This window comes from Methylobacterium sp. Gmos1, from assembly GCF_053764715.1.
Genome location: NZ_JBSNCC010000001.1, coordinates 103101 through 122254 on the forward strand (window position 1 = coordinate 103101; position 19154 = coordinate 122254).

At 71.7% G+C, this 19154-nt stretch carries 17 protein-coding genes and 1 pseudogene; 9 read left to right on the top strand and 9 right to left on the bottom strand.

Annotated elements, in window-relative coordinates:
• Positions 1 to 75 precede the first annotated feature (75 nt).
• Genes ACS5PV_RS00460 through ACS5PV_RS00475 form a run of 4 tightly spaced genes read left to right on the top strand, consistent with a single transcriptional unit; the run spans position 76 to position 3441 of the window.
• A complete protein-coding gene (locus ACS5PV_RS00460) occupies positions 76 to 1866 on the top strand; it encodes a cation:proton antiporter domain-containing protein (protein ID WP_455393425.1) in 1791 nt (596 codons plus the stop codon).
• The gene (locus ACS5PV_RS00465) at positions 1863 to 2963 is read left to right on the top strand and encodes an ATP-dependent DNA helicase (RefSeq protein WP_455393426.1); all 1101 of its coding nucleotides are present in this window, start codon (positions 1863 to 1865) and stop codon (positions 2961 to 2963) included. The genes ACS5PV_RS00460 and ACS5PV_RS00465 overlap by 4 nt, the downstream gene beginning before the upstream one ends.
• A 47-nt stretch (positions 2964 to 3010) precedes the next feature.
• Positions 3011 to 3262 carry a DUF4926 domain-containing protein gene (locus ACS5PV_RS00470; RefSeq protein ID WP_455393427.1) on the top strand — a complete coding sequence of 84 codons (252 nt, stop codon included), beginning with the start codon at positions 3011 to 3013 and terminating at the stop codon, positions 3260 to 3262.
• Entirely contained in the window at positions 3259 to 3441 is a 183-nt protein-coding gene (locus ACS5PV_RS00475) for a DUF6883 domain-containing protein (RefSeq protein ID WP_455393428.1), read from the top strand. Before ACS5PV_RS00470 ends, ACS5PV_RS00475 begins: the two co-directional genes overlap by 4 nt.
• Before the next feature lie 387 nt (positions 3442 to 3828).
• Here the strand turns inward: ACS5PV_RS00475 and ACS5PV_RS00480 are convergent, their stop codons facing one another.
• The 3 genes from ACS5PV_RS00480 to ACS5PV_RS00490 form a co-directional block, all read right to left on the bottom strand.
• Positions 3829 to 4332 (bottom strand): AAA family ATPase, encoded by a 504-nt coding sequence (locus tag ACS5PV_RS00480; protein WP_455393429.1) that lies wholly within the window; start codon positions 4330 to 4332, stop codon positions 3829 to 3831.
• A gap of 110 nt (positions 4333 to 4442) precedes the next feature.
• The gene (locus ACS5PV_RS00485) at positions 4443 to 4583 is read right to left on the bottom strand and encodes a hypothetical protein (protein WP_455393430.1); all 141 of its coding nucleotides are present in this window, start codon (positions 4581 to 4583) and stop codon (positions 4443 to 4445) included.
• 5 nt (positions 4584 to 4588) lie between these two features.
• Complete coding sequence (locus ACS5PV_RS00490) at positions 4589 to 4822, bottom strand: hypothetical protein (RefSeq protein WP_455393431.1); 234 nt, start codon at positions 4820 to 4822, stop codon at positions 4589 to 4591.
• A 208-nt stretch (positions 4823 to 5030) separates the two neighbouring features.
• On the opposite strand from ACS5PV_RS00490, the gene hslV reads away from it, so the two are divergent.
• Together hslV and hslU are read left to right on the top strand one after the other, a co-directional pair.
• Positions 5031 to 5561, top strand: coding sequence for an ATP-dependent protease subunit HslV (hslV, locus tag ACS5PV_RS00495; RefSeq protein WP_109975512.1), 531 nt, complete (start codon positions 5031 to 5033; stop codon positions 5559 to 5561).
• A 55-nt stretch (positions 5562 to 5616) separates the two neighbouring features.
• On the top strand, positions 5617 to 6930 hold the full coding sequence (gene hslU / locus ACS5PV_RS00500; RefSeq protein WP_455393432.1) for an ATP-dependent protease ATPase subunit HslU: 1314 nt from the start codon (positions 5617 to 5619) through the stop codon (positions 6928 to 6930).
• Between the two features lie 129 nt (positions 6931 to 7059).
• Here hslU and ACS5PV_RS00505 read toward each other — a convergent pair whose 3' ends face one another.
• The 5 genes from ACS5PV_RS00505 to ACS5PV_RS00525 all read right to left on the bottom strand — a co-directional run bounded on the left by ACS5PV_RS00505 (position 7060) and on the right by ACS5PV_RS00525 (position 12175).
• Entirely contained in the window at positions 7060 to 8121 is a 1062-nt protein-coding gene (locus tag ACS5PV_RS00505; RefSeq protein WP_455393433.1) for an MBL fold metallo-hydrolase, read from the bottom strand.
• A gap of 333 nt (positions 8122 to 8454) precedes the next feature.
• The gene (locus tag ACS5PV_RS00510; RefSeq protein ID WP_455393873.1) at positions 8455 to 8847 is read right to left on the bottom strand and encodes a PilZ domain-containing protein; all 393 of its coding nucleotides are present in this window, start codon (positions 8845 to 8847) and stop codon (positions 8455 to 8457) included.
• 116 nt (positions 8848 to 8963) lie between these two features.
• Positions 8964 to 9191 (bottom strand): hypothetical protein, encoded by a 228-nt coding sequence (locus tag ACS5PV_RS00515; RefSeq protein WP_455393434.1) that lies wholly within the window; start codon positions 9189 to 9191, stop codon positions 8964 to 8966.
• 224 nt (positions 9192 to 9415) lie between these two features.
• Positions 9416 to 10060, bottom strand: a complete 645-nt coding sequence (locus tag ACS5PV_RS00520) for a cysteine hydrolase family protein (RefSeq protein WP_455393435.1) — start codon at positions 10058 to 10060, stop codon at positions 9416 to 9418.
• Positions 10061 to 10132: 72 nt separating this feature from the next.
• Positions 10133 to 12175 (bottom strand): NAD(+) synthase, encoded by a 2043-nt coding sequence (locus ACS5PV_RS00525; protein ID WP_455393436.1) that lies wholly within the window; start codon positions 12173 to 12175, stop codon positions 10133 to 10135.
• A gap of 2614 nt (positions 12176 to 14789) precedes the next feature.
• On the opposite strand from ACS5PV_RS00525, the pseudogene ACS5PV_RS00530 reads away from it, so the two are divergent.
• From ACS5PV_RS00530 to xth, 3 genes and pseudogenes are all read left to right on the top strand, one after another.
• Positions 14790 to 16766: pseudogene (locus ACS5PV_RS00530) on the top strand (DNA translocase FtsK); the annotation flags it as partial.
• A gap of 148 nt (positions 16767 to 16914) precedes the next feature.
• Entirely contained in the window at positions 16915 to 17868 is a 954-nt protein-coding gene (locus ACS5PV_RS00535) for an outer-membrane lipoprotein carrier protein LolA (RefSeq protein ID WP_455393437.1), read from the top strand.
• A 30-nt stretch (positions 17869 to 17898) separates the two neighbouring features.
• The gene (gene xth / locus ACS5PV_RS00540) at positions 17899 to 18708 is read left to right on the top strand and encodes an exodeoxyribonuclease III (protein ID WP_455393438.1); all 810 of its coding nucleotides are present in this window, start codon (positions 17899 to 17901) and stop codon (positions 18706 to 18708) included.
• 204 nt (positions 18709 to 18912) lie between these two features.
• Here xth and ACS5PV_RS00545 read toward each other — a convergent pair whose 3' ends face one another.
• Positions 18913 to 19116: a hypothetical protein gene (locus ACS5PV_RS00545; protein WP_455393439.1), complete on the bottom strand. Its 204-nt coding sequence runs from the start codon at positions 19114 to 19116 to the stop codon at positions 18913 to 18915.
• Positions 19117 to 19154: the final 38 nt, after the last annotated feature.

The following is a 19154-nucleotide window of genomic DNA, read 5'->3' on the forward strand; positions in this document are numbered from 1 at the left end:
GGCCGCGCCCCGAGTCCCGGCCGCGCCTCGCGGCGGGGCGGTCCCTCGCAATCTGACAAGGCCCCGCCGCTCCCGATGACCGAGCACGCCGTGTCCGGCTCCTACAAGGAAGTCATCCTGTTCCTGGTCACCGCCGGGATCGTGGTGCCGTTGTTCCATCGCCTGCGCGTCAGCCCGGTCCTCGGCTTCATCGGCGCCGGCGCCCTCCTTGGCCCGTCGGGTCTCGGGCGGCTCACGGAATCCGTGCCGTGGCTCGGCGCGGTGACGATCTCGAACCGCACCGAGATTGCGCATCTGGCCGAGCTCGGCGTCGTGTTCCTGATGTTCATGATCGGGGTCGAGCTGTCCTGGGAGCGCCTGCGCATCCTGCGCCGCCTCGTCTTCGGCCTCGGCTCGCTCCAGGTGGTGGTATCGAGCCTGCTCGTCGGGATGGTGCTGATGGCGCTGGACGTCTCGCCCATCGCCGCGATCCTGGTCGGGCTGGCGCTGGCTCTGTCCTCCACCGCCATCGTGCTGCCGGTGCTGGCCGAGCAGAAGCGGCTCAACACGCCGGCCGGCCGGGCGAGCTTCGCGGTGCTGCTGTTCCAGGACCTCGCGGTGGCGCCCGTCCTGTTCGCCATCGCGGTGCTCGGCCGCAAGGACAGCGACGCGGTGACCGGGCTCGCCCTCGCCCTCGGCCAGGCGGCGGTGGCGCTGGCGCTCCTCGTCGGCGCCGGGCGGCTGGGCTTGCGCCCGCTGTTCCAGCTCGTCGCCCGCACCCGCAGCCCCGAGCTGTTCATGGCCGCCTGCCTCCTCGTGATCGCGGCGACGGCGCTCGTCGCCGCGGCGAGCGGCCTGTCGATGACGCTCGGCGCCTTCGTGGCAGGCTTGCTCCTCGCCGAGACCGAGTACCGTCGGGCGATCGAGGCGACGATCGACCCGTTCAAGGGGCTCTTGCTCGGCGTGTTCTTCGTCTCGGTCGGGATGGGGATCGACCCGGCGGTGCTGATGAAGACCCCGCTGACCATCCTCGGCCTCGCCCTCGGCCTCCTCATCCTCAAGGGCGGGGTGATCCTGGGGCTCGGCACGGCGTTGCGCCTGCCCCGCGCGGTGGCGCTCGAATCCGCGCTCCTGCTCGGGCCGGGCGGCGAGTTCGCCTTCGTGCTCGTCGGCAGCGCGCTCGCCGCCGGCCTCGTGCCCGACGATCTCGGCCAGGCGGCGCTCGTCGTCACCACCGCCACGATGGTGATGATCCCGGGGCTCGCGGCGCTCGCCCGCCGCCTCGGCCGGCGGATCGACCGCACCGATCTCGGCCGCGCCCGGGCCGAGCCGCCCCCGCCCGAGCGCCAGCCCGGCCGGGTGATCGTCGCCGGCTACGGCCGGGTCGGCCGGCTCGTCGCCGAGATGCTGGCCCGCCACAAGGTGCCCTACATCGCCCTCGACATGGACGCCGCCCGGGTCGCCGACCAGCGCCGCCTCGGCAACCCGGTCTATTTCGGCGATTCGGCCAACCCCGACCTCTTGCGCCGCTGCGGCATCGACACCGCCCGCGCCCTCGTCGTCACCCTCGACCAGCCCCGCGCGGTCGAGGCGGTGGTGGCCGCCGCCCGCGCCGAGCGGCCGGACCTGACCATCGTGGCACGCGCCCGCGATGCCCGCCACGCCACCGCCCTCTACGAGATGGGCGTCGACGACGCCGTGCCGGAGACGATCGAGGCCTCGCTCCAGCTCTCGGAAGCCGTGCTCGTCGATGTCGGGGTGCCGATGGGGCTGGTGATCGCCTCGATCCACGAGCGCCGCGACGAGTTCCGGGCGCTCCTGCGCCGCAAGGAGGAGGCGCCGCCGGCCCCGTTCCAGGCCCGCCGCACCGTGGGGAAGGCGCCGTGAGCTTGGGGCCGCAGCAGGAGGCGGCGCTCAAGGCGGTGTCGGACTGGCTGAAGCGCGGCAGCCCGCAGGTCTTCCGCCTGTTCGGCTTTGCCGGCACCGGCAAGACCACGCTCGCCCGGCGGCTGGCCGAGGACGTCGAGGGCGGGGTGCTGTTCTGCGCCTATACGGGCAAGGCGGCCTCCGTCATGCGCGCCCGCGGCTGCCCGGACGCGTCGACCATCCACAGCCTGATCTACCGCACCCGCGAGGACACCGAGGGCGGGCCGGCCTTCACCCTCAACCGCACCGGGCCGGTGAGCAAGGCGGCCCTCGTCGTCATCGACGAGTGCTCGATGGTCGACGGCGACCTCGGCAACGACCTCCTGTCCTTCGGCACGCCGGTGCTGGTGCTCGGCGATCCGGCGCAGCTGCCGCCGGTGAAGGGCGGCGGCTTCTTCACCGAGGCCGAGCCCGACGTGATGCTCACGGACGTCCACCGCCAGGCCGCCGACAACCCGATCGTGCGCCTCGCCATGACGGTGCGCGAGGGCGGGAGGCTGGCGCTCGGCGAGTACGGCGAGAGCCGGGTGATCCCGCGTCGCGACATCGACCCGCAGACGGTGCTCGCCGCCGACCAGGTGCTGGTGGGCCTCAACCGCACGCGGCGGCTCTACAACGGCCGCATCCGCGAGCTGATCGGCCACGCCGACCCGATGCCGGCGGTGGGCGAGAAGCTGGTCTGCCTGCGCAACGACCGCACCAAGGGCCTGCTCAACGGCTCGACCTGGACCGTCCAGGCCCTGCGCGCCGCCCCCCGCCCCGACCTCGTGCGCCTCGACGTGGTGCCGGAGGACGACCCGGCGCTGCGCCGTAAGCCGCAGGACATCCGGGTTCTGCGCTCGATCATCGCCGGCAGCGAGGAGGAGGTGCCGGCGATCCTGCGCCGCGAGACCGAGGAATTCACCTACGGCTACGCGCTCACCGTGCACAAGGCGCAGGGCTCGCAGTGGGACAGGGTCGTGCTGTTCGACGAATCCTACGCCTTCCGCGAGCACCGGGCGCGCTGGCTCTACACCGCGCTGACCCGGGCGGCGGAGGTGATCACGGTGGTGGTGTAGGCGGCGGGGCACCTTGCGCAGCCGCTCCTTTGCGTTAGCCTGCCTTCATGTCGATCGAAGTGTCCTACACCTTGTGGAAGGCCGAGCCGGGCGCCCTGCTCCGGGAGCTCGACGACGTGCGCGTCACGACCGAGGTGACGACCGACGACGGGGACACGATCGCCGCGGGTACGGAGGGCACTGTCGTCGCCGTATGGAACGGGGGCGAGGCCTACGACGTCGAGTTTCCGCAGCCGATGGGGGCGCTGGCGACCGTGAAGGCCGTCGATCTCGTGCGCACCGGGCGCTCGGTGCCTTGAGCGAGGACGGGTGGCAGCCGGCGCTCGAGGTGCCGGGCAGCAAGCTCGTTCATTACCTGCTGAATGTCGATCATCCCAAAGGCGGTCCAAAGGCGCGGTTCTTCCTGGCCTTCGGCTTTGATCCCGCCCGTCCGGAAGTCATGGCGGAGGCCCTCATCCTGCACGCGACCGACGCATGATCGGTCGCGCGACTCGCAGAAGACGGACTCTATCGCAGGATGATCGTCGAGGGACCGATGGAGACGCCGGACGGCCGGCGGCCGCAGGTCCGCAGCGTGTGGCAGTGGCAGGCCGGAGCGATGTGGCGTCTCGTTACCGCCGTGCCGCTCACCTAACGCGATGCGTGACGTCAGGCAGCGTCAGTAGCGAGGTGAGCCGGATGGGAGGTGAATCTTGGTCGAAGCTCCGCACGACAACGCGACCGAAGAGTTGCGGAGGCTGATCCGCGAAGGCCTTGAGAGCGGGCCGAGCCCATGGGAGACCATGGCCGAGGTGAAGGCCGAGGCGCGCCGGCGTCTGCACGCATCCGTCACGAAGGCCGGTCCGGATGGTCCGGCGCGCCGACCTCACGCCGGCCCGTCTTGCGACACGTGCGCCAGCACGGCGGCGACGGCCTCCGAGGGCGACAGGACCGCGCTGTCGATGACGAGGCGCGGCCGGTCCCACGGCTCGTAGCCGCTGCGCAGGATCGCCTCCCACGAGGGCGGGACGAGGCCGGGAATGTCCGACACCCGCTCCTCGACGCGGCGGCGGTGCTCTTGCGGATCCGAGCACACGACCTCGACCTCGATCGACTCCACCCCGGCGCGGGCGGCCACGGCCCGCCATCCCTTGCGGCTGGCGGCGACCGGATTGACGCAATCGGCCACGACGGTCCGCCCGTCGCCGAGATTCGCGACCGCGAGCGCCTGCGCCACCGCGTAGCCGGAGGCGCCGGCCGGCACGCCCGCATCCCGGATCGCCTGCTCGATGACGTCGATGCGCAGATGGGTCGCCGCGAGGGTTTTGGCGACGGCGCGGGAGATGGTGGTCTTACCGGTGCCGGGCAGGCCGGCAAACACGATTAGCATGGCGCGGCCTCACGGCGACGGCCTGAGGTGAACGACGACGGGTGACGGCCGGAAGCCGGAGACATGACAGCGTCGAGCCGGGCCTGCAGGGCGTCGGCTCTTCGTCGCCCTCATTCACCGGCAGCGCGCCGCTCCTCGATCTCCCGCGTCTTCCGGTCGTAGACATCCGACGCGATCTTGAGGGCGATCAGGCCGCCGGCGATCAGGGCGGCACTCACGCCGAGGATCTGCCATGCGTAGGTGACGGTCATCGATGTCAGTCCTCGGCTCTGAGGAAGCGAAGTGCGGCCTGACCGGCGAGATGGAAGCATAGCCCTGCGACGAGGAGAAGTCCCCCACCATTGGCAAACACGTCGTAGCGGCCCTGGGTGATCGGGATCACGAAGGCAGCCCCGAACACGGCGATGGCCAACGAATTAAACAGCGAGGCGAGCAGTTTGGCTCCCTCGTTGAAACGTTTCGCGCGGTGCTTCTGGTCGCCCTTCGGCATCGGGTCTCCGGCGAGCACGCAGGCGGTGAGTCGATCCACCCCATTATATGACCTTACGTTACCGCGATGGTGCAGAGCCGGCATGAGGCACTCCGCCCACGCCGCTGGACGAACGCCCCGCGAACCCCCACCTACGCCGCAGAACGACGAAGACAGCCTGCCCGGAGAGACATCCTTGGCCAACGACGACGCGGGGGACGCCCCCCGCATGCATGCGACGACGATCCTGATGGTGCGCAAGGGCGGCCGGGTGGTGATCGGGGGCGACGGGCAGGTCAGCCTCGGCCAGACCATCGTCAAGGGCAACGCCCGCAAGGTCCGGCGGCTCGCCAAGGGCGCGGTGATCGGGGGCTTTGCCGGCGCGACCGCCGACGCCTTCACGCTGTTCGAGCGGCTGGAGGCCAAGCTCGAGCAGTATCCGGGCCAGCTCACCCGCGCCTGCGTCGAGCTGACCAAGGACTGGCGCACCGATCGCTACCTGCGCCGCCTCGAGGCGATGATGCTGGTCGCCGACAAGGACGTGAGCCTGCTCCTGTCGGGCGCCGGCGACGTGCTGGAGCCCGAGGGCGGCGTGATGGCGATCGGCTCGGGCGGCAACTACGCCCTCGCCGCCGCCCGCGCCCTGGAGGAGCAGGACCTCGACGCCGAGGCGATCGTGCGCCGCGCCATGCGGATCGCCGCCGAGATCTGCGTCTACACCAACGGAAGCCTGGTGATCGAGAGCCTGGACGCGGCCTGAGCGCCCTCTCCGATCCATCCCTCACCTTCGGCCGAAAGCCCCGGCAAGACATCCCATGACCACCTTCTCCCCCCGCGAAATCGTCTCCGAGCTCGACCGCTACATCGTCGGCCAGGGCGATGCGAAGCGCGCGGTCGCGATCGCTTTGCGCAACCGCTGGCGCCGCCAGCAGCTCCAGGGCCCGCTCCGCGAGGAGGTGGCGCCGAAGAACATCCTGATGATCGGCCCGACCGGCTGCGGCAAGACCGAGATCTCGCGCCGCCTGGCGCGGCTCGCCGGCGCGCCGTTCCTAAAGGTCGAGGCGACGAAGTTCACGGAGGTCGGCTATGTCGGGCGCGACGTCGAGCAGATCGTGCGCGACCTCGTCGAGGTCGGCATCGGCTTGAAGCGCGACGAGAAACGCCGCGGCGTCCAGGCCAAGGCCGAGGCCGCGGCCGAGAACCGCGTGCTCGACGCCCTCGTCGGCCCGACCGCGAGCCAGCCCACCCGCGACGCCTTCCGCAAGCGCCTGCGCGCCGGCGAGCTCGACGACAAGGAGGTCGAGCTGGAACTCGCGGCCGGCGCGCCGCAGGGCCTGCCGATGTTCGAGATCCCGGGCATGCCGGGGGCCGCCATGGGGGCGATCAACCTCGGCGACATGCTCGGCAAGGCGCTCGGCAACCAGAAGGGCAAGCCCCGCCGCATGACCGTGCGCGACGCCTACGCGCCGCTCATCAGCGAGGAATCCGACAAGCTCCTCGACCAGGACAGCGTGGTGCAGGAGGCGCTGCGCGACGTGCAGGACAACGGCATCGTCTTCCTCGACGAGATCGACAAGATCTGCGCCCGGGAAGGCCGCTCCGGTGCCGACGTCTCGCGCGAGGGCGTGCAGCGCGACCTGCTGCCGCTCATCGAGGGCACCACCGTCGCGACGAAGCACGGGCCGGTGAAGACCGACCACATCCTGTTCATCGCCAGCGGCGCCTTCCACGTCTCAAAGCCCTCCGACCTCCTGCCGGAGCTGCAGGGCCGCCTGCCGATCCGGGTCGAGCTGAGCCCGCTCACCGTCGACGATTTCCGCCGCATCCTGACCGAGACCGAGGCGAGCCTGACCAAGCAGGCGGTGGCGCTGATGGCCACGGAAGGCGTGACGATCGACTTCACCGACGACGCCATCGACGCGCTCGCCCGCGTCGCCGTCGACGTGAATTCCTCGGTCGAGAACATCGGCGCGCGCCGGCTCCAAACCGTGCTGGAACGGGTGCTCGACGACGTGTCGTTCACCGCGCCCGACCGCTCGGGCGAGACGGTGACGATCGACGCCGCTTACGTCCGCGACCGGGTCGAGAGCCTGGCGCAGAACGCGGACCTGAGCCGGTTCATTCTCTGATGACGCGCCGGCGGGGACGCGCGACGTCCCCGCCACGCAGGGTCATTCCGGGCTCCGCTTTCGCGGCCCCGGAATCACGGGGCGGGTTTCAGGTCCGTTGCGACGGCTGCCCGAGCCGGGAATGCGGCCTCACCCCTCCCACACCTGCCCCGGCCTGAGCGCCAGGAACCGCTCCGCCGGCACCTCGGCGGCCGCCAGCGCCCGCCCCAAAGCCTCGGCCGGCTCGCCCGCGCCCTCGTTGGTGAGCCGGAACGTGCCCCAATGGTGGCCGAGGGCCTGCTCGGCGCCGACCTCGCGAAAGATCCGCACCGCCTCCTCCGGGTTCACGTGCTGGGCCTGCATGAACCAGCGCGGCTCGTAGGCGCCGATCGGCAGGGTGGCGAGGCGCGGCGCGCCGAAGCGCTCGCGCACAGCCGGGAAGATCGCGCCGTCGCCGTAGCCGGTATCGCCGACATGGTAGAGCACGCCCGAGGGCGTGGTGAGCACGAAGGCGCACCACAGCGCCATGCGCCGGTCGTTCACGCCCCGCGCCGACCAGTGATAGGCCGGCACCAGGTGCACGGCGATCCCGTCGCCGAGATCGACCGAGCCGCCCCAGTCCCGGGTCTGGACCGGGATCGTGGCGTCGTAGGTGCGGATGATCGCGTCGTTGCCGAGCGGCGCCACGAAGGTCGGCGCGTGCTCGGCCCAGAGCCGGGCGAGGATCGGCCCGTCGAGATGGTCGTAGTGGTTGTGGGTGATCAGCACCGCGTCGATCGGCGGCAGCGCCGCGAAGGCGACGCCCGGCGGGTTGGCGCGCTTCGGCCCGGCAAAGCCCACCGGGCTCGCGCGGCGGGCATAGACCGGGTCGATCAGGATGTTGCGGCCCGCGACCTGGATCAGCAGGCTCGCATGTCCGATATGGACCACCCGCAGGCCATCCACCCGCTCCGGCGGCACGTCCTGCGGAAACGGGCTCGAGACACGGGCCGGCCAGGCCTCGCGGCCGCCGCCGAGCTGCCAGCGCGCCAGTTCGGCCGCGGCCTTGTCCTGCGGCTGGCCCGGCGAGAAGAACCGCACGCCGTCGAAATGGTCGCTGACCGGGCCCCGGTAATATGGGTTGCGGCTGCGCCGGTGGGCGGCGTAGCCGACGCCGCCGAGCGTCATCACCGTCATGGCGCTGGCGAGCTTGAGGAAGCCACGGTTCTTCATGCGGGGGAGATGACCGGCGGAAGGCCGAGGTCAAGGTGCGCTGCCGCGGACCCTTCGCCGCGCCCCGAAAGGATTGCGTCAGGCCGAAGGATCGCTACATTGCGTTCATCGGCAACAACAGGAAGGAGGTGATCCAGTGTCTCATTGTCATCAGCCGCGGTCGTCTGCGCGCCGGACCTGGATCGTCGCCTCCGGCTTCACGGCCTGAGCGTACGACGAGCAGTCCAGGATCGGTGAGATCCTGACAGATCGATCAGTCGGACCGCGGTTCGGCAATGGAAGGGCTGCCCTGGCGACGGGGCGGCCCTTCGTCCGTTCCGGGGGCTCGCGAGCCTAGAGGCTGCGATCCACCATCATCAACTCCGCCTCCTTGAGCTGGCGGCGTAAGGAAGCATTCTCGGCCTCGAGTTCGCGGATGCGGGCGAGCAGGGTCGCCGCGGACGCGTCCGGTGCGCTCGGCGCCGCCGGCTGGACGACCTCCTCCGCGAAGGTGACGCCGACGCTGTCCGCCCTGCGCCAGCGCAGGGTCGCCTTGTGGGTGCGGTCCTTGGCCGGGATGATGAGATCGAAGCCGTCCGGCAGCGTCGCGGTCTGGCTGAGCATCAGCCGCGCCCCGGAGGCGGAGATGTCTCGGATCAGGCAATCCATGCTGGAATTGCCGTTGTTGAAGACGATGCGCCCCTTCAGGAACGTCCGCAGGCGGGTCTCCCTGCGCAACTCGGACATGTCGGACATGGCGGGCAGCCCCGTTCGGCCTCGCGGGTTTCGGATCGGGCGATCATGCCTCACCGACCTTTAAGGAATGCTCGCCGCGATCCGAGACTCGGGCGCCCGGCCGGCGGTCAGCCCTGCGCCGGGGCCATGCTCTGGAAGAGGTAGAAGCCGTTGAAGCGCACCGCGGTCGCGGCCGCCGCACCGTCGAAGCCGGTGGGCTCGGGCGTCGAGCCGTCGAGCTTGCCGCCGAAGGCCCAGCGCGCCTCGGTGACGAAGGCCGGCACCGCGTAATCCTCCGGCACCGCGCAGACCAGGCCGTCGAGACCCTTCAGGCAGAACAGGTTGTAGCTTCGCATCGGATCGCCTCCGCTCGCAGGTGCTGCCATGGCGTCCATCGTTAACGGCCGATTGAGCCGAGACTATGTCAGCCGGGATCTCGGTACGCCACCGCAATCTCGGCCATGACGCTGCGTCCCGGCCTGCTGAAACGGCCGTAATCACGAAATCGTGCGAGACGGGAACCGCGGAATGACACGCGACATGATGCCGATACCGCCTGGACACCGGGTGATGCGCGGCATCATCGTGCCGGCGACTGCGAAACATTCCAATTGTGCAGGATCTGATCGGTCGTGGCCACTTCGAGCTGCTGGCCGAAGCGTTGCCGGTAGAGCGTCATCATGGCGTCGTGGGTCTCGTCGGAGGAGGAGCACACCGCGTCGGTGGCGAGCACGATGCGGTAGCCGCGGTCGACCGCGCCGAGCACGGTGGCGAGCACGCAGACGTCGGTCTCGCCGCCGGTGATCACCAGGGTCTCGGCCCGGCGCGCCCGCAACGCCGCCTCCAGGCCCGGCTCCATCCACGGCGAGTACACGGTCTTGTCGACGGTCTCGGCCGGCGGCGTGAGGGCGGCCAGCTCCGGCACCAGCTCGACCATCTCCGGCCCGAGCCGATCGACCGTCATCTCGGCCCAGCGCTCCCAGTACCGCTTCCAGCAGCCCCGCCCCTCGCCGGGGTGTTGCGCCGGGACGAAGCGGGTGAACAGCGTGCGCTCCGGCACGGCGCCGGCGAGCCGCACGATCCGCGGCAGCACCCGGCCCATCCAGGGCGTGTGCCAGGCGGTCTCTCGGGCGAACAGGTTCTGCATGTCGACGCAGACGTGGATTGCGGTCTCGTCGAGCGGGCCGTTCGGCAGGGCGTCGGTGTCTGAGGGCGTGGCGGCCATGGGGCGGGCTCCCGTGCGCGGGGCTCGTCCCGGCCCCGGGGCCCGACCAACGCTTATACCCCCATGGGGTTTCTAGCCCTGCGGGACGTTGCGCTCCAGTTCGTCGAGCCAGGCGCGGGCATTGCCGTCGGAGGGCGCGCGCCAGTCGCCCCGGGGCGAGAGGGCGCCGCCCGCCGCCACCTTCGGGCCGTTCGGCAGGGCCGAGCGCTTGAACTGGCTGAAGCCGAAGAAGCGGCGCAGGAACACCGCGAGCCAGGCCCGGATCTCCGGCAGGGCGTAAGCCCCCCGTTTCGCCTCCGGAAAGCCGGGGGGCCAGGGCCCGCGGCCGGCATCCTCCCAGGCCATCAGCGACAGGAAGGCGATCTTCGACGGGCGGTAGCCGTAGCGCAGCGTGTAGAACAGGTTGAAGTCCTGCAGCGCGTAGGGGCCGATCTTCGATTCGGTGCTCTGGATCGTCTCGCCCTCCCGCGCCGGCACCAGCTCGGGCGAGATTTCCGTGTCGAGGATCGCCTCCAGGGTGCGGCCGACCTCCGGGCTGAACTGGCCCGACGCGATCACCCAGCGGATCAGGTGCTGGATCAGGGTCTTGGGCACCCCGGCATTGACCGCGTAGTGGGACATCTGGTCCCCGACGCCGTAGGTGCACCAGCCGAGCGCCAGCTCCGACAGGTCGCCGGTGCCGATGACGATCGCGTCGTGCTGGTTGGCGAGCCGGAACAGGTAGTCGGTGCGCAAGCCCGCCTGCACGTTCTCGAAGGTGACGTCGTAGACCTCCTCGCCGCGCCCGAACGGGTGGCCCATGTCGGCGAGCATCTGCCGGGCGGCGGGCCGGATGTCGAGCTCGGCCGCGCGGGTGCCGAGCGAGGCCATCAGCCGGTGGGCATTGGCCTTGGTCTCGCCCGAGGTGGCAAAGCCCGGCATGGTGTAGGTGAGGATGTCCGAGCGCGGCAGGCCGAGCTGGTCGAAGGCGCGGGCCGCCACGATCAGCGCGTGGGTCGAATCGAGCCCGCCCGAGATGCCGATCACCACCCGCTTGGTGCCGATCGCCTGCAGGCGCTGAGCGAGGCCGGCAACCTGGATGTTGTAGCCCTCGTAGCAATCCTGGGCGAGGCGGGCGGGGTCGGCCGGCACGAACGGGAAGCGCTCGACGGTGCGGTGGAAGCCGAGATCGGTGTCGGGCGGCGCCACCCGGAACGGGATCCGGCGGTAGGCCGGGGCGCCAGGCGTCAGCGCGGTCCGGTTGTCGTCGAAGCTGCCCATCTGGGCTCGCTCCTGGCGCAGGCGGTCGAGGTCGATGTCGGCGAGCGTCACCTGGGGCTCAGCGGGAAAGCGCGCGCCCTCCGTGACCACCTCGCCGTCCTCGTAGATCGCGGTCTGGCCGTCCCAGGCGAGGTCGGTGGTCGATTCGCCGGGGCCCGCCGCGGCGTAGATATAGGCGGCAAGGCAGCGTGAAGAGGCCGAGCGGCAGAGCAGCGTCCGGCTCTCGGCGCGCCCGATGGTGATCGGGCTGCCCGAGAGGTTGGCGAGCACCGTGGCGCCGGCGAGCGCGGCGAGCGCCGAGGGCGGCACCGGGATCCACATGTCCTCGCAGATCTCGACCCCGAGGACGAGGCCGGGCAGGTCGTCGGCCGGAAACAGCAGGTCGGTGCCGAACGGCGCCTCGATGTCGCCGATCCGGATCGCCTCGCCGGTCACCCCGGCACCGGGGGCGAAGTGGCGCTTCTCGTAGAACTCGCGGTAGTTCGGCAGGTAGCTCTTCGGCACCACGCCGATGAGCCGGCCGCGATGGATCACGGCGGCGGTGTTGTAGAGCCGGTTGCGGTGGCGCAAGGGCGCACCGACCACCAGGACCGGCATCAGCCCGCGGCTCGCCTCGACGACGGCGAGGAGCGCCGATTCGACCCGCTCCAGCAGCGTCTCCTGCAGGAGCAGGTCCTCCAGGGCGTAGCCCGACAGGCAGAGCTCCGGAAACACCGCCACCGCGACGCCGTCCCGGTCGCACCGTTCGGCCAAGCTCAGGATCTCGGCCGCGTTGGCGTCCGGATCGGCGATGTGGCTGCGGCCGACGCAGGCCGCGACGCGGGCGAAACCGTGCCGGTAGAGGGATCGAAACATCGCGCGGGCTGCCCCTTCTCGCCGGAAATGCTCCCGCTCCTTAACGCGCCGGCGCGCCGGCCGGTACCGGGGGCCCGTGCCTAATCGGGCGTTAACGATGCCGTGCCTAACTGGGGGCCACGGACGCGGCCGGGGGCCGCCCACACATCAATTCGGCATCATGAGACAATCGGGACGGCCACCCTTCTCCGACTCCTCGCCGCGTGCGCCCCAGCGGGTTCGCGACCATCTCCGCACGCCCGAGCGCCGGGAGCGCCCCCTCGGCGTCCTCGCCCAGACGGTGATGAACCTGCGGGCGCTCCTGGCCCGCCGCTTCGCGCCGCCCGCGCCCCCGCCCGCCCAGCGGGACTACACCCTGAGCCGGCGCGCCACCCCGAGCTGGATGGCCGATGCCCTGGTGCGTCCCGACGCAGGCGCGCCCGCCCCCGCGCGGGCGGCCCCGCCCGAGCCGTGGAGCCAGAGCCCGTTCGCCCCGGCGTCGGATCCGGCGCTAACGTCCGCGTCCCATGCTGGCCCGTATGCCGCGCCCCATGCCGTCCCGGCAGAGGGCTGGGCGCCGGATCCGGCGCTCGGGCCGGCGCCGATCCCTCCGTCCAGGGCCGTCCCGCCTGCTCCCCGCCCCGCCCCGGCGGTGGCGCCAGCGGCCTATGGCGACGGGGAGTTCGCCGGCCAGGCCTGGCCTCGCGACCGTCGTCCGCAGGATCCCGCACGCCAGGCTTCCCACTACCAGGTTGCCCGGCCACCCGTGCCCGAGACCGTCGTGGCGCCGCCGGCCGCGCCCTCCCGGGCGCCCGCCTCCGTCCTGCCCGCCGAGCCCGACATCCCCGCGGTCCCCGCCGTGATGGTCGCCCCGGAGGTGCCGGAGCCGCGGCGCGCTGCGCCGTCGACCTGGGCGCCGGACCCGGCCCTCGTGCCCGACGGCGGCTGGACCATGCCGATTCCGCCCGCCGGCCCGGCCCGCGCCGTGCTGACCCGCGCCCGCCGCCGCGACGCGGAGCCCGCCGCCGCGATCCCGGAGGCACGGTCGCGGCCGTCGCCGCAGGAGCCGTCGCCCGAGCGCGCGCCCGAGACCGGCGTGCGCTTCACCCGCACGCCCGACCACGTGCTCCAGGCGCGCCATCGCCGGCGCGAGCAGGCCCTGCGAGAGAAGGAGGAGGCCCTGCGCGCCGCCGAGGCCGAGGCGGTGGCTCGCGCCGAAGCCGAGCTCGCCGCTGCCGAGGCGGCCCGGGCGGAGGCTGAGGCGGCCCGCATCGAGGCCGAGGCCGCTGCGGCCGCCGCCGCGGTGCCGATCTGGCGCCAGCCCTTCGTGCTGCCGCCGGGCGTGCGCTTCACCCGCACGCCCGACCACCTCCTGCGCCATCCGCAGGAGGAGACCGCCCGCGCCGAGGCCGGCGAGGCGGCGCCCGAGGCGTCGCTTGCGGAGGTGCCTGTCACCGAGGCGCCCGCCGCCGAGGCCGCCGAGACGCTCGATGGTGGCGCCGTTGCCGCGGAGCCGGCCGTGGCGGTCCTCGTCCCGGAGGGCGCTCAGGCGCTCACCGAGACGATTCCGCCGGTCGTCGACGACAGCGCCGCACCCGCCTCCGTCCCCGCCGAGGAGGCTCCGATTGCGGCGGCCTGCGCCGACACGTCGGTCTCCGAGCCCGCGATGATCGCTCCCGATCCCGCCATTCCGGCCCCCGAGGTCGCGGCGTCTCCCGCGCTCGACATGCCGGCTGCGGAGCCGGTCGCCGTCGCGGTGGTGCCGGTCGCGCCGGCGCAGGTCTTCGACGTGCCGAACAGCGCCATCCTGGTGCCGGTCGATGTCTCGCACCTGCGCTCCCTGCCGCCGGGCCCGGTCTACACCCTCGACCGCCTGCTCCAGCACGACTGGACCCGCCCGCTGTCGACCGCCGCGGAGCAGGACAACCGGCCCGTTCCGGAACTTGTCGCCGAGGAGGCCGTCGAGGCCGTTGCGGAAGCCGCGCAGCCGGCCGCGATGCCGCTCGATGCGGCGAACCTGCCCTTCGCCGCTCTGCCGTTCAGCCTGCCGCCCGACGTGCCGCTCGTGGGCCTGCCTCCGGTGGATTTCTATCCCCTGGACCTGTCGCCCGTTGACCTGTCGCCCGTTGACCTGTCGCCCGTTGACCTGTCGCCCCCGGACCTGTCGCCCGTCGCCGAGACGGCCGTCGCGGCGGCGATGGAGATCGCCCCGGCGGTAAGCGCGCCCGTGGACGAGGCGCACGTTGCGTCCGTCGCCGTGGAGCGGGACATCGTCGTCGACCTGCCGCCGGCCACGATCCTGCTGCCGGCGCCCGCCGCGATGCTGGCCCTCACCTACGCCCCCCTCCCGGAGCCGGCCTGCCTGCCCGTGCTCGTGGAGCCCGAGCCCCCGGCCATCACCGCTCCGCTCGCCGCTCTTCCGCTCCCCGTCGCTCCCGAGGCGGTGGAGGCCGCGGTCGAGATCGTGCCGGTCGTCGCCGCCGAGCCCGCTGCACCTCTGGCCTTCGCGCCGGTGCCGTGGTCGTTCATCGCCGCGGACGCGCTGCCGGTGGCGCAGCCTGAGGCCGCGCAGGTCCTGCCGGCCGCGACGCCTGCGGAAACGCTTGAGGAGACGTTTGCCGAGCACCGGCCCGTGGCCGAGACGGGCGTCGAGCCCGCCTCCCCCGCCCCGCGGACGGCGCAGCCCTTCGTCTACGTGCCGACCGGCCGCCTCGCCGCGCAGCCGCCCGTCCCGACCCTGCCGGCCCCGCCGCGCCCGCCGCGCATCATCCTGCCGATCGCGACGCAATCGGTGCCAGTTGCGGCTCAACCGGTGCCGGCGGCATCGGAGCCGGTCGCCGTGCCGCCCGCCTCCCCGGCTCCCGAGCCGGAGCCCGTCGCGACGGCGCCGTCCTGGTCGCCCGTTGCGGCGGAAATGCCGGCCGCGGAGCCGCACGGCCTCGTCATCGGTACCGCCGGGCTCGATTGCGACCTCGGCCTCGACGCGGACGAGGACGGGGACGACGAGGACGACATCCTGGCGCCGGTCGCCACCATCCCCCTGCGCCAGTCCGCGCGCCTGCTCGAGGTGCCCTACGAGCTGCCCTCGGTCGACCTCCTGGCCGAGCCGCGGGAATCGGACGGCAGCAACCTCGATCCCGAGATGCTGGAGGACAACGCCCTCCAGCTCCAGCAGGTGATCCAGGATTTCGGCGTGCGCGGCGAGATCCTGGCGGTTCGCCCCGGCCCGGTGGTGACGCTCTACGAGATGGAGCCGGCGCCGGGCACCAAGTCGAGCCGCGTCATCTCGCTTGCCGACGACATCGCCCGCTCGATGTCCGCCATCTCCGCCCGCGTCGCCGTCGTGCAGGGCCGCAACGCCATCGGCATCGAGCTGCCGAACCTCACGCGCGAGACGGTGTACCTGCGCGAGCTCCTGACCTCGCCGGTCTTCACCGAGACCAAGCAGAAGCTCGCGCTGTGCTTAGGGAAAAACATCGGCGGCGAGGCGATCATCGCCGATCTCGCCCGCATGCCCCACCTGCTCGTCGCCGGCACCACCGGCTCGGGCAAGTCGGTCGCCATCAACACCATGATCCTGTCGCTGCTCTACCGGCTGAAGCCGGAGGAGTGCCGCCTCATCATGGTCGACCCGAAGATGCTGGAGCTCTCCGTCTACGACGGCATCCCGCACCTGCTCTCGCCGGTCGTCACCGATCCGAAGAAGGCGGTCATCGCCCTCAAATGGGCGGTGCGCGAGATGGAGGAGCGCTACAAGAAGATGGCGCGCCTCGGCGTGCGCAACATCGACGGCTTCAACGCCCGGGTGGCGGAGGCGCGCGCCCGCGGCGAGGTGATCACCCGCACGGTCCAGACCGGCTTCGACCGCGAGACCGGCGAGGCGATCTACGAGGACGAGGTGATGGACCTCTCCGCCCTGCCCTACATCGTGATCGTGGTCGACGAGATGGCCGACCTGATGATGGTGGCGGGCAAGGACATCGAGGGGGCGATCCAGCGCCTCGCCCAGATGGCGCGGGCCGCCGGCCTGCACCTGATCATGGCGACGCAGCGCCCGTCGGTGGACGTGATCACCGGCACGATCAAGGCGAATTTCCCGACCCGGATCTCGTTCCAGGTGACGAGCAAGATCGACTCGCGCACGATCCTCGGCGAGATGGGCGCCGAGCAGTTGCTGGGCCAGGGCGACATGCTGTTCATGGCGGGGGGCGGGCGCACGACCCGGGTGCATGGCCCGTTCTGCTCGGACGACGAGGTCGAGCAGGTGGTGGCCCACCTCAAGCGCCAGGGCCGTCCGTCCTACCTCGACGCCGTCACGGCGGACGAGGAGGCCGAGGAGGCGGCCGCCGGCGCCCCGGATACGCCGGTGATGGACCAGGGCAGCTTCGGCGACCCTTCCGCCGACCTCTACGACCAGGCGGTGGCGGTGGTGCTGCGCGACAAGAAGGCCTCCACCAGCTACATCCAGCGTCGCCTGCAGATCGGCTACAACCGGGCGGCCTCGCTGATGGAGCGGATGGAGCGCGAGGGCATCGTCGGTCCCGCCAACCACGCCGGCAAGCGCGAGATCCTGATCGAGCCGGCGCCCCAGCCCGGGGCCGAGGAGGCGTGATCCGCCCCGCCGTCGCATATTCGCCACAGGGGGCGGCTCTATGGCCGGACCGGCCCCCTGCGGCACGCCAGCATTCCGGGCAGGTGCGGCGTCGGCATGCCGGCGCGGCCCCGTCCCTCCCCGTTCGCCCATACGGAGAACCCTGCCGATGAACGGCCGTCCCCGCTCCGGCCCGCTCCGCGCGGTGTCCCTCGGCGCCGCGCTCTCGGTCGCCGCCCTGTTGAGCGCGGCGCCCGCCGAGGCGCAGGTCTCGTCGTTTCTCGACGGCCTGTTCGGCCGCAAGGACCCTGCGCCCGAGGCCGCGCAGCCGGACATGGCCCCCGTCCCGGGCCAGGGGGCGGCGGGCGGCCAAGCCCCCGGCCCGTCCGCCAAGGCACCCCTGCCACCGCGCCGGCCGGCCTCCCTCGGCGGCGCCAAGGCCGTCGCGCCCGAGCCCGTCGAGACCGCCGCCGTCCCGTCCGCCGCCGAATCGACGCGACTGGCCCCGCAGGTCGCCGCCGTCACTACGCCGTCGGCCGTCGATGCCGCCAACCCGGCGGCGGTGATCGAGCGCGCCAACGCCTACTTCAACGGCGTCACGACACTGACCGGCAACTTCGTCCAGATCGGCGCCGACGGGCGCAAGATCGGCGGCAAGCTCACCCTCGCCAAGCCCGGCCGCCTGCGCTTCGACTACGACCAGCCCTCCTCCCTGGAGGTGATCGCCGACGGCACCTCGGTGGCGGTGCGCGACCGCAAGCTGGCGACGCAGGATCTCTACTTCATCTCGCAGACGCCGCTGAAATTCCTCTTGCGCGACAAGATCGATCTTGCCCGCGATCTCACCGTCACCGACGTCGCGGCCGAGCCCGGCGGCATCCGCATCGTGCTCGACGATCGCTCGACGCTTGGCGGCACCTCGCGCATCGCCCTCTACTTCGACGATTCGATGAAGACTCTGAGCCAGTGGCGGATCACCGACCCGCAGGGCTACCAGACCACCGTGCTGCTTTCCAACCTCCAGCGCGGCCGCGCCGTCGACGGCATGCTGTTCGTCATCAATTACGGCCGGGCCGTCGACAAGGAGCTCGAGGCCAAGATGCAGCAGGCCCGCCCGAACTGATTCGACCCTGCCCTCACGAGTACCCGACCGTTGCGCCTCACCGTCAGCACCTGGAACATCAACTCGGTCCGCCTGCGCATCGACCTCGTGCGCCGCTTCCTGGACGAGGCGAAGCCCGACGTGCTCTGCCTCCAGGAGACCAAGTGCCCGGACGACCGCTTCCCCCTCAAGGAGTTGCAGGGTTTCGGCTATCCCCACGTCGTCTTCGCCGGGCAGAAGGGCTATAACGGCGTCGCGATCCTCTCCCGCCTGCCGCTGGTCACCCGCGAGGTGATGAGCTTCTGCGAGCGCCAGGACGCCCGCCACATCTCGGCGGTGATCGGCCCCGAGGCGGGGGCCGCCGCCGGCATCGCCATCCACGACTTCTACGTCCCGGCTGGCGGCGACGTGCCGGACGCCAAGCTCAACGACAAGTTCGCCCACAAGCTCTCCTTTATGGACGAACTGCGCGCCTGGGGCGGCCGGCGCCCCTCGGGTCCCGCGATCCTCGTCGGCGACCTCAACGTGGCGCCGCTCGAGCACGACGTCTGGTCGCACAAGCAGCTCCTCGACGTGGTCAGCCACACCCCGATCGAGACCGAGCGCCTGGAGACGCTGCGCGGCGAGGCCGGCTGGATCGACACGATGCGCCACCTGCGCCCGCCGCCCGAGAAGATCTATACCTGGTGGAGCTACCGCTCCCCCGACTGGGCGGCGGCCGACAAGGGCCGGCGCCTGGACCACATCTGGGTCACCCCGGACCTCGCCGACACCGTGAAGTCGGTGACGGTGGCGCGGCACACCCGGGCCTGGGAGAAGCCGTCGGACCATGTGCCGGTGACGGTGGAACTGGAGCTGTAGGGTAGGTCACGATCGGATGGGGATGGTGAAGGGACCGTCTCCCATCTCGCCCTAAGCTGTGGTTCTCGCGACGCAGCGGTGGAGGCTCTTGAAAGTCCGGCATTGCCATGGGCTTCGACGGAGCATTCACTCGGTCCGCTCACCGGCCAAGGACGTGGCTGAGTGATCGAAGCCGAGTGATCGAACCGCCTTGCGACAGGCTAGTCAGGTGCGCTTGCTCATGTTGCTGCTGCTCATGCCCTCGCAGCAGCAGCCGCCCTTCTTGCCCTTCCCGGCATGATTCATCGCCATGCCGGCCTTGCCGCACATCATCGCTCCCTTGCCCTTGCCGCCGCAGCAGCTCATCGCCAGCGCAGGAGCGACACTCAGCATCAGAAAGGCAGCGGTCGTCGCGGCGAGCGTCTTCATGGTCGGTTCCCTAGTGGGTCGTGGTGGGTATGCCGCCC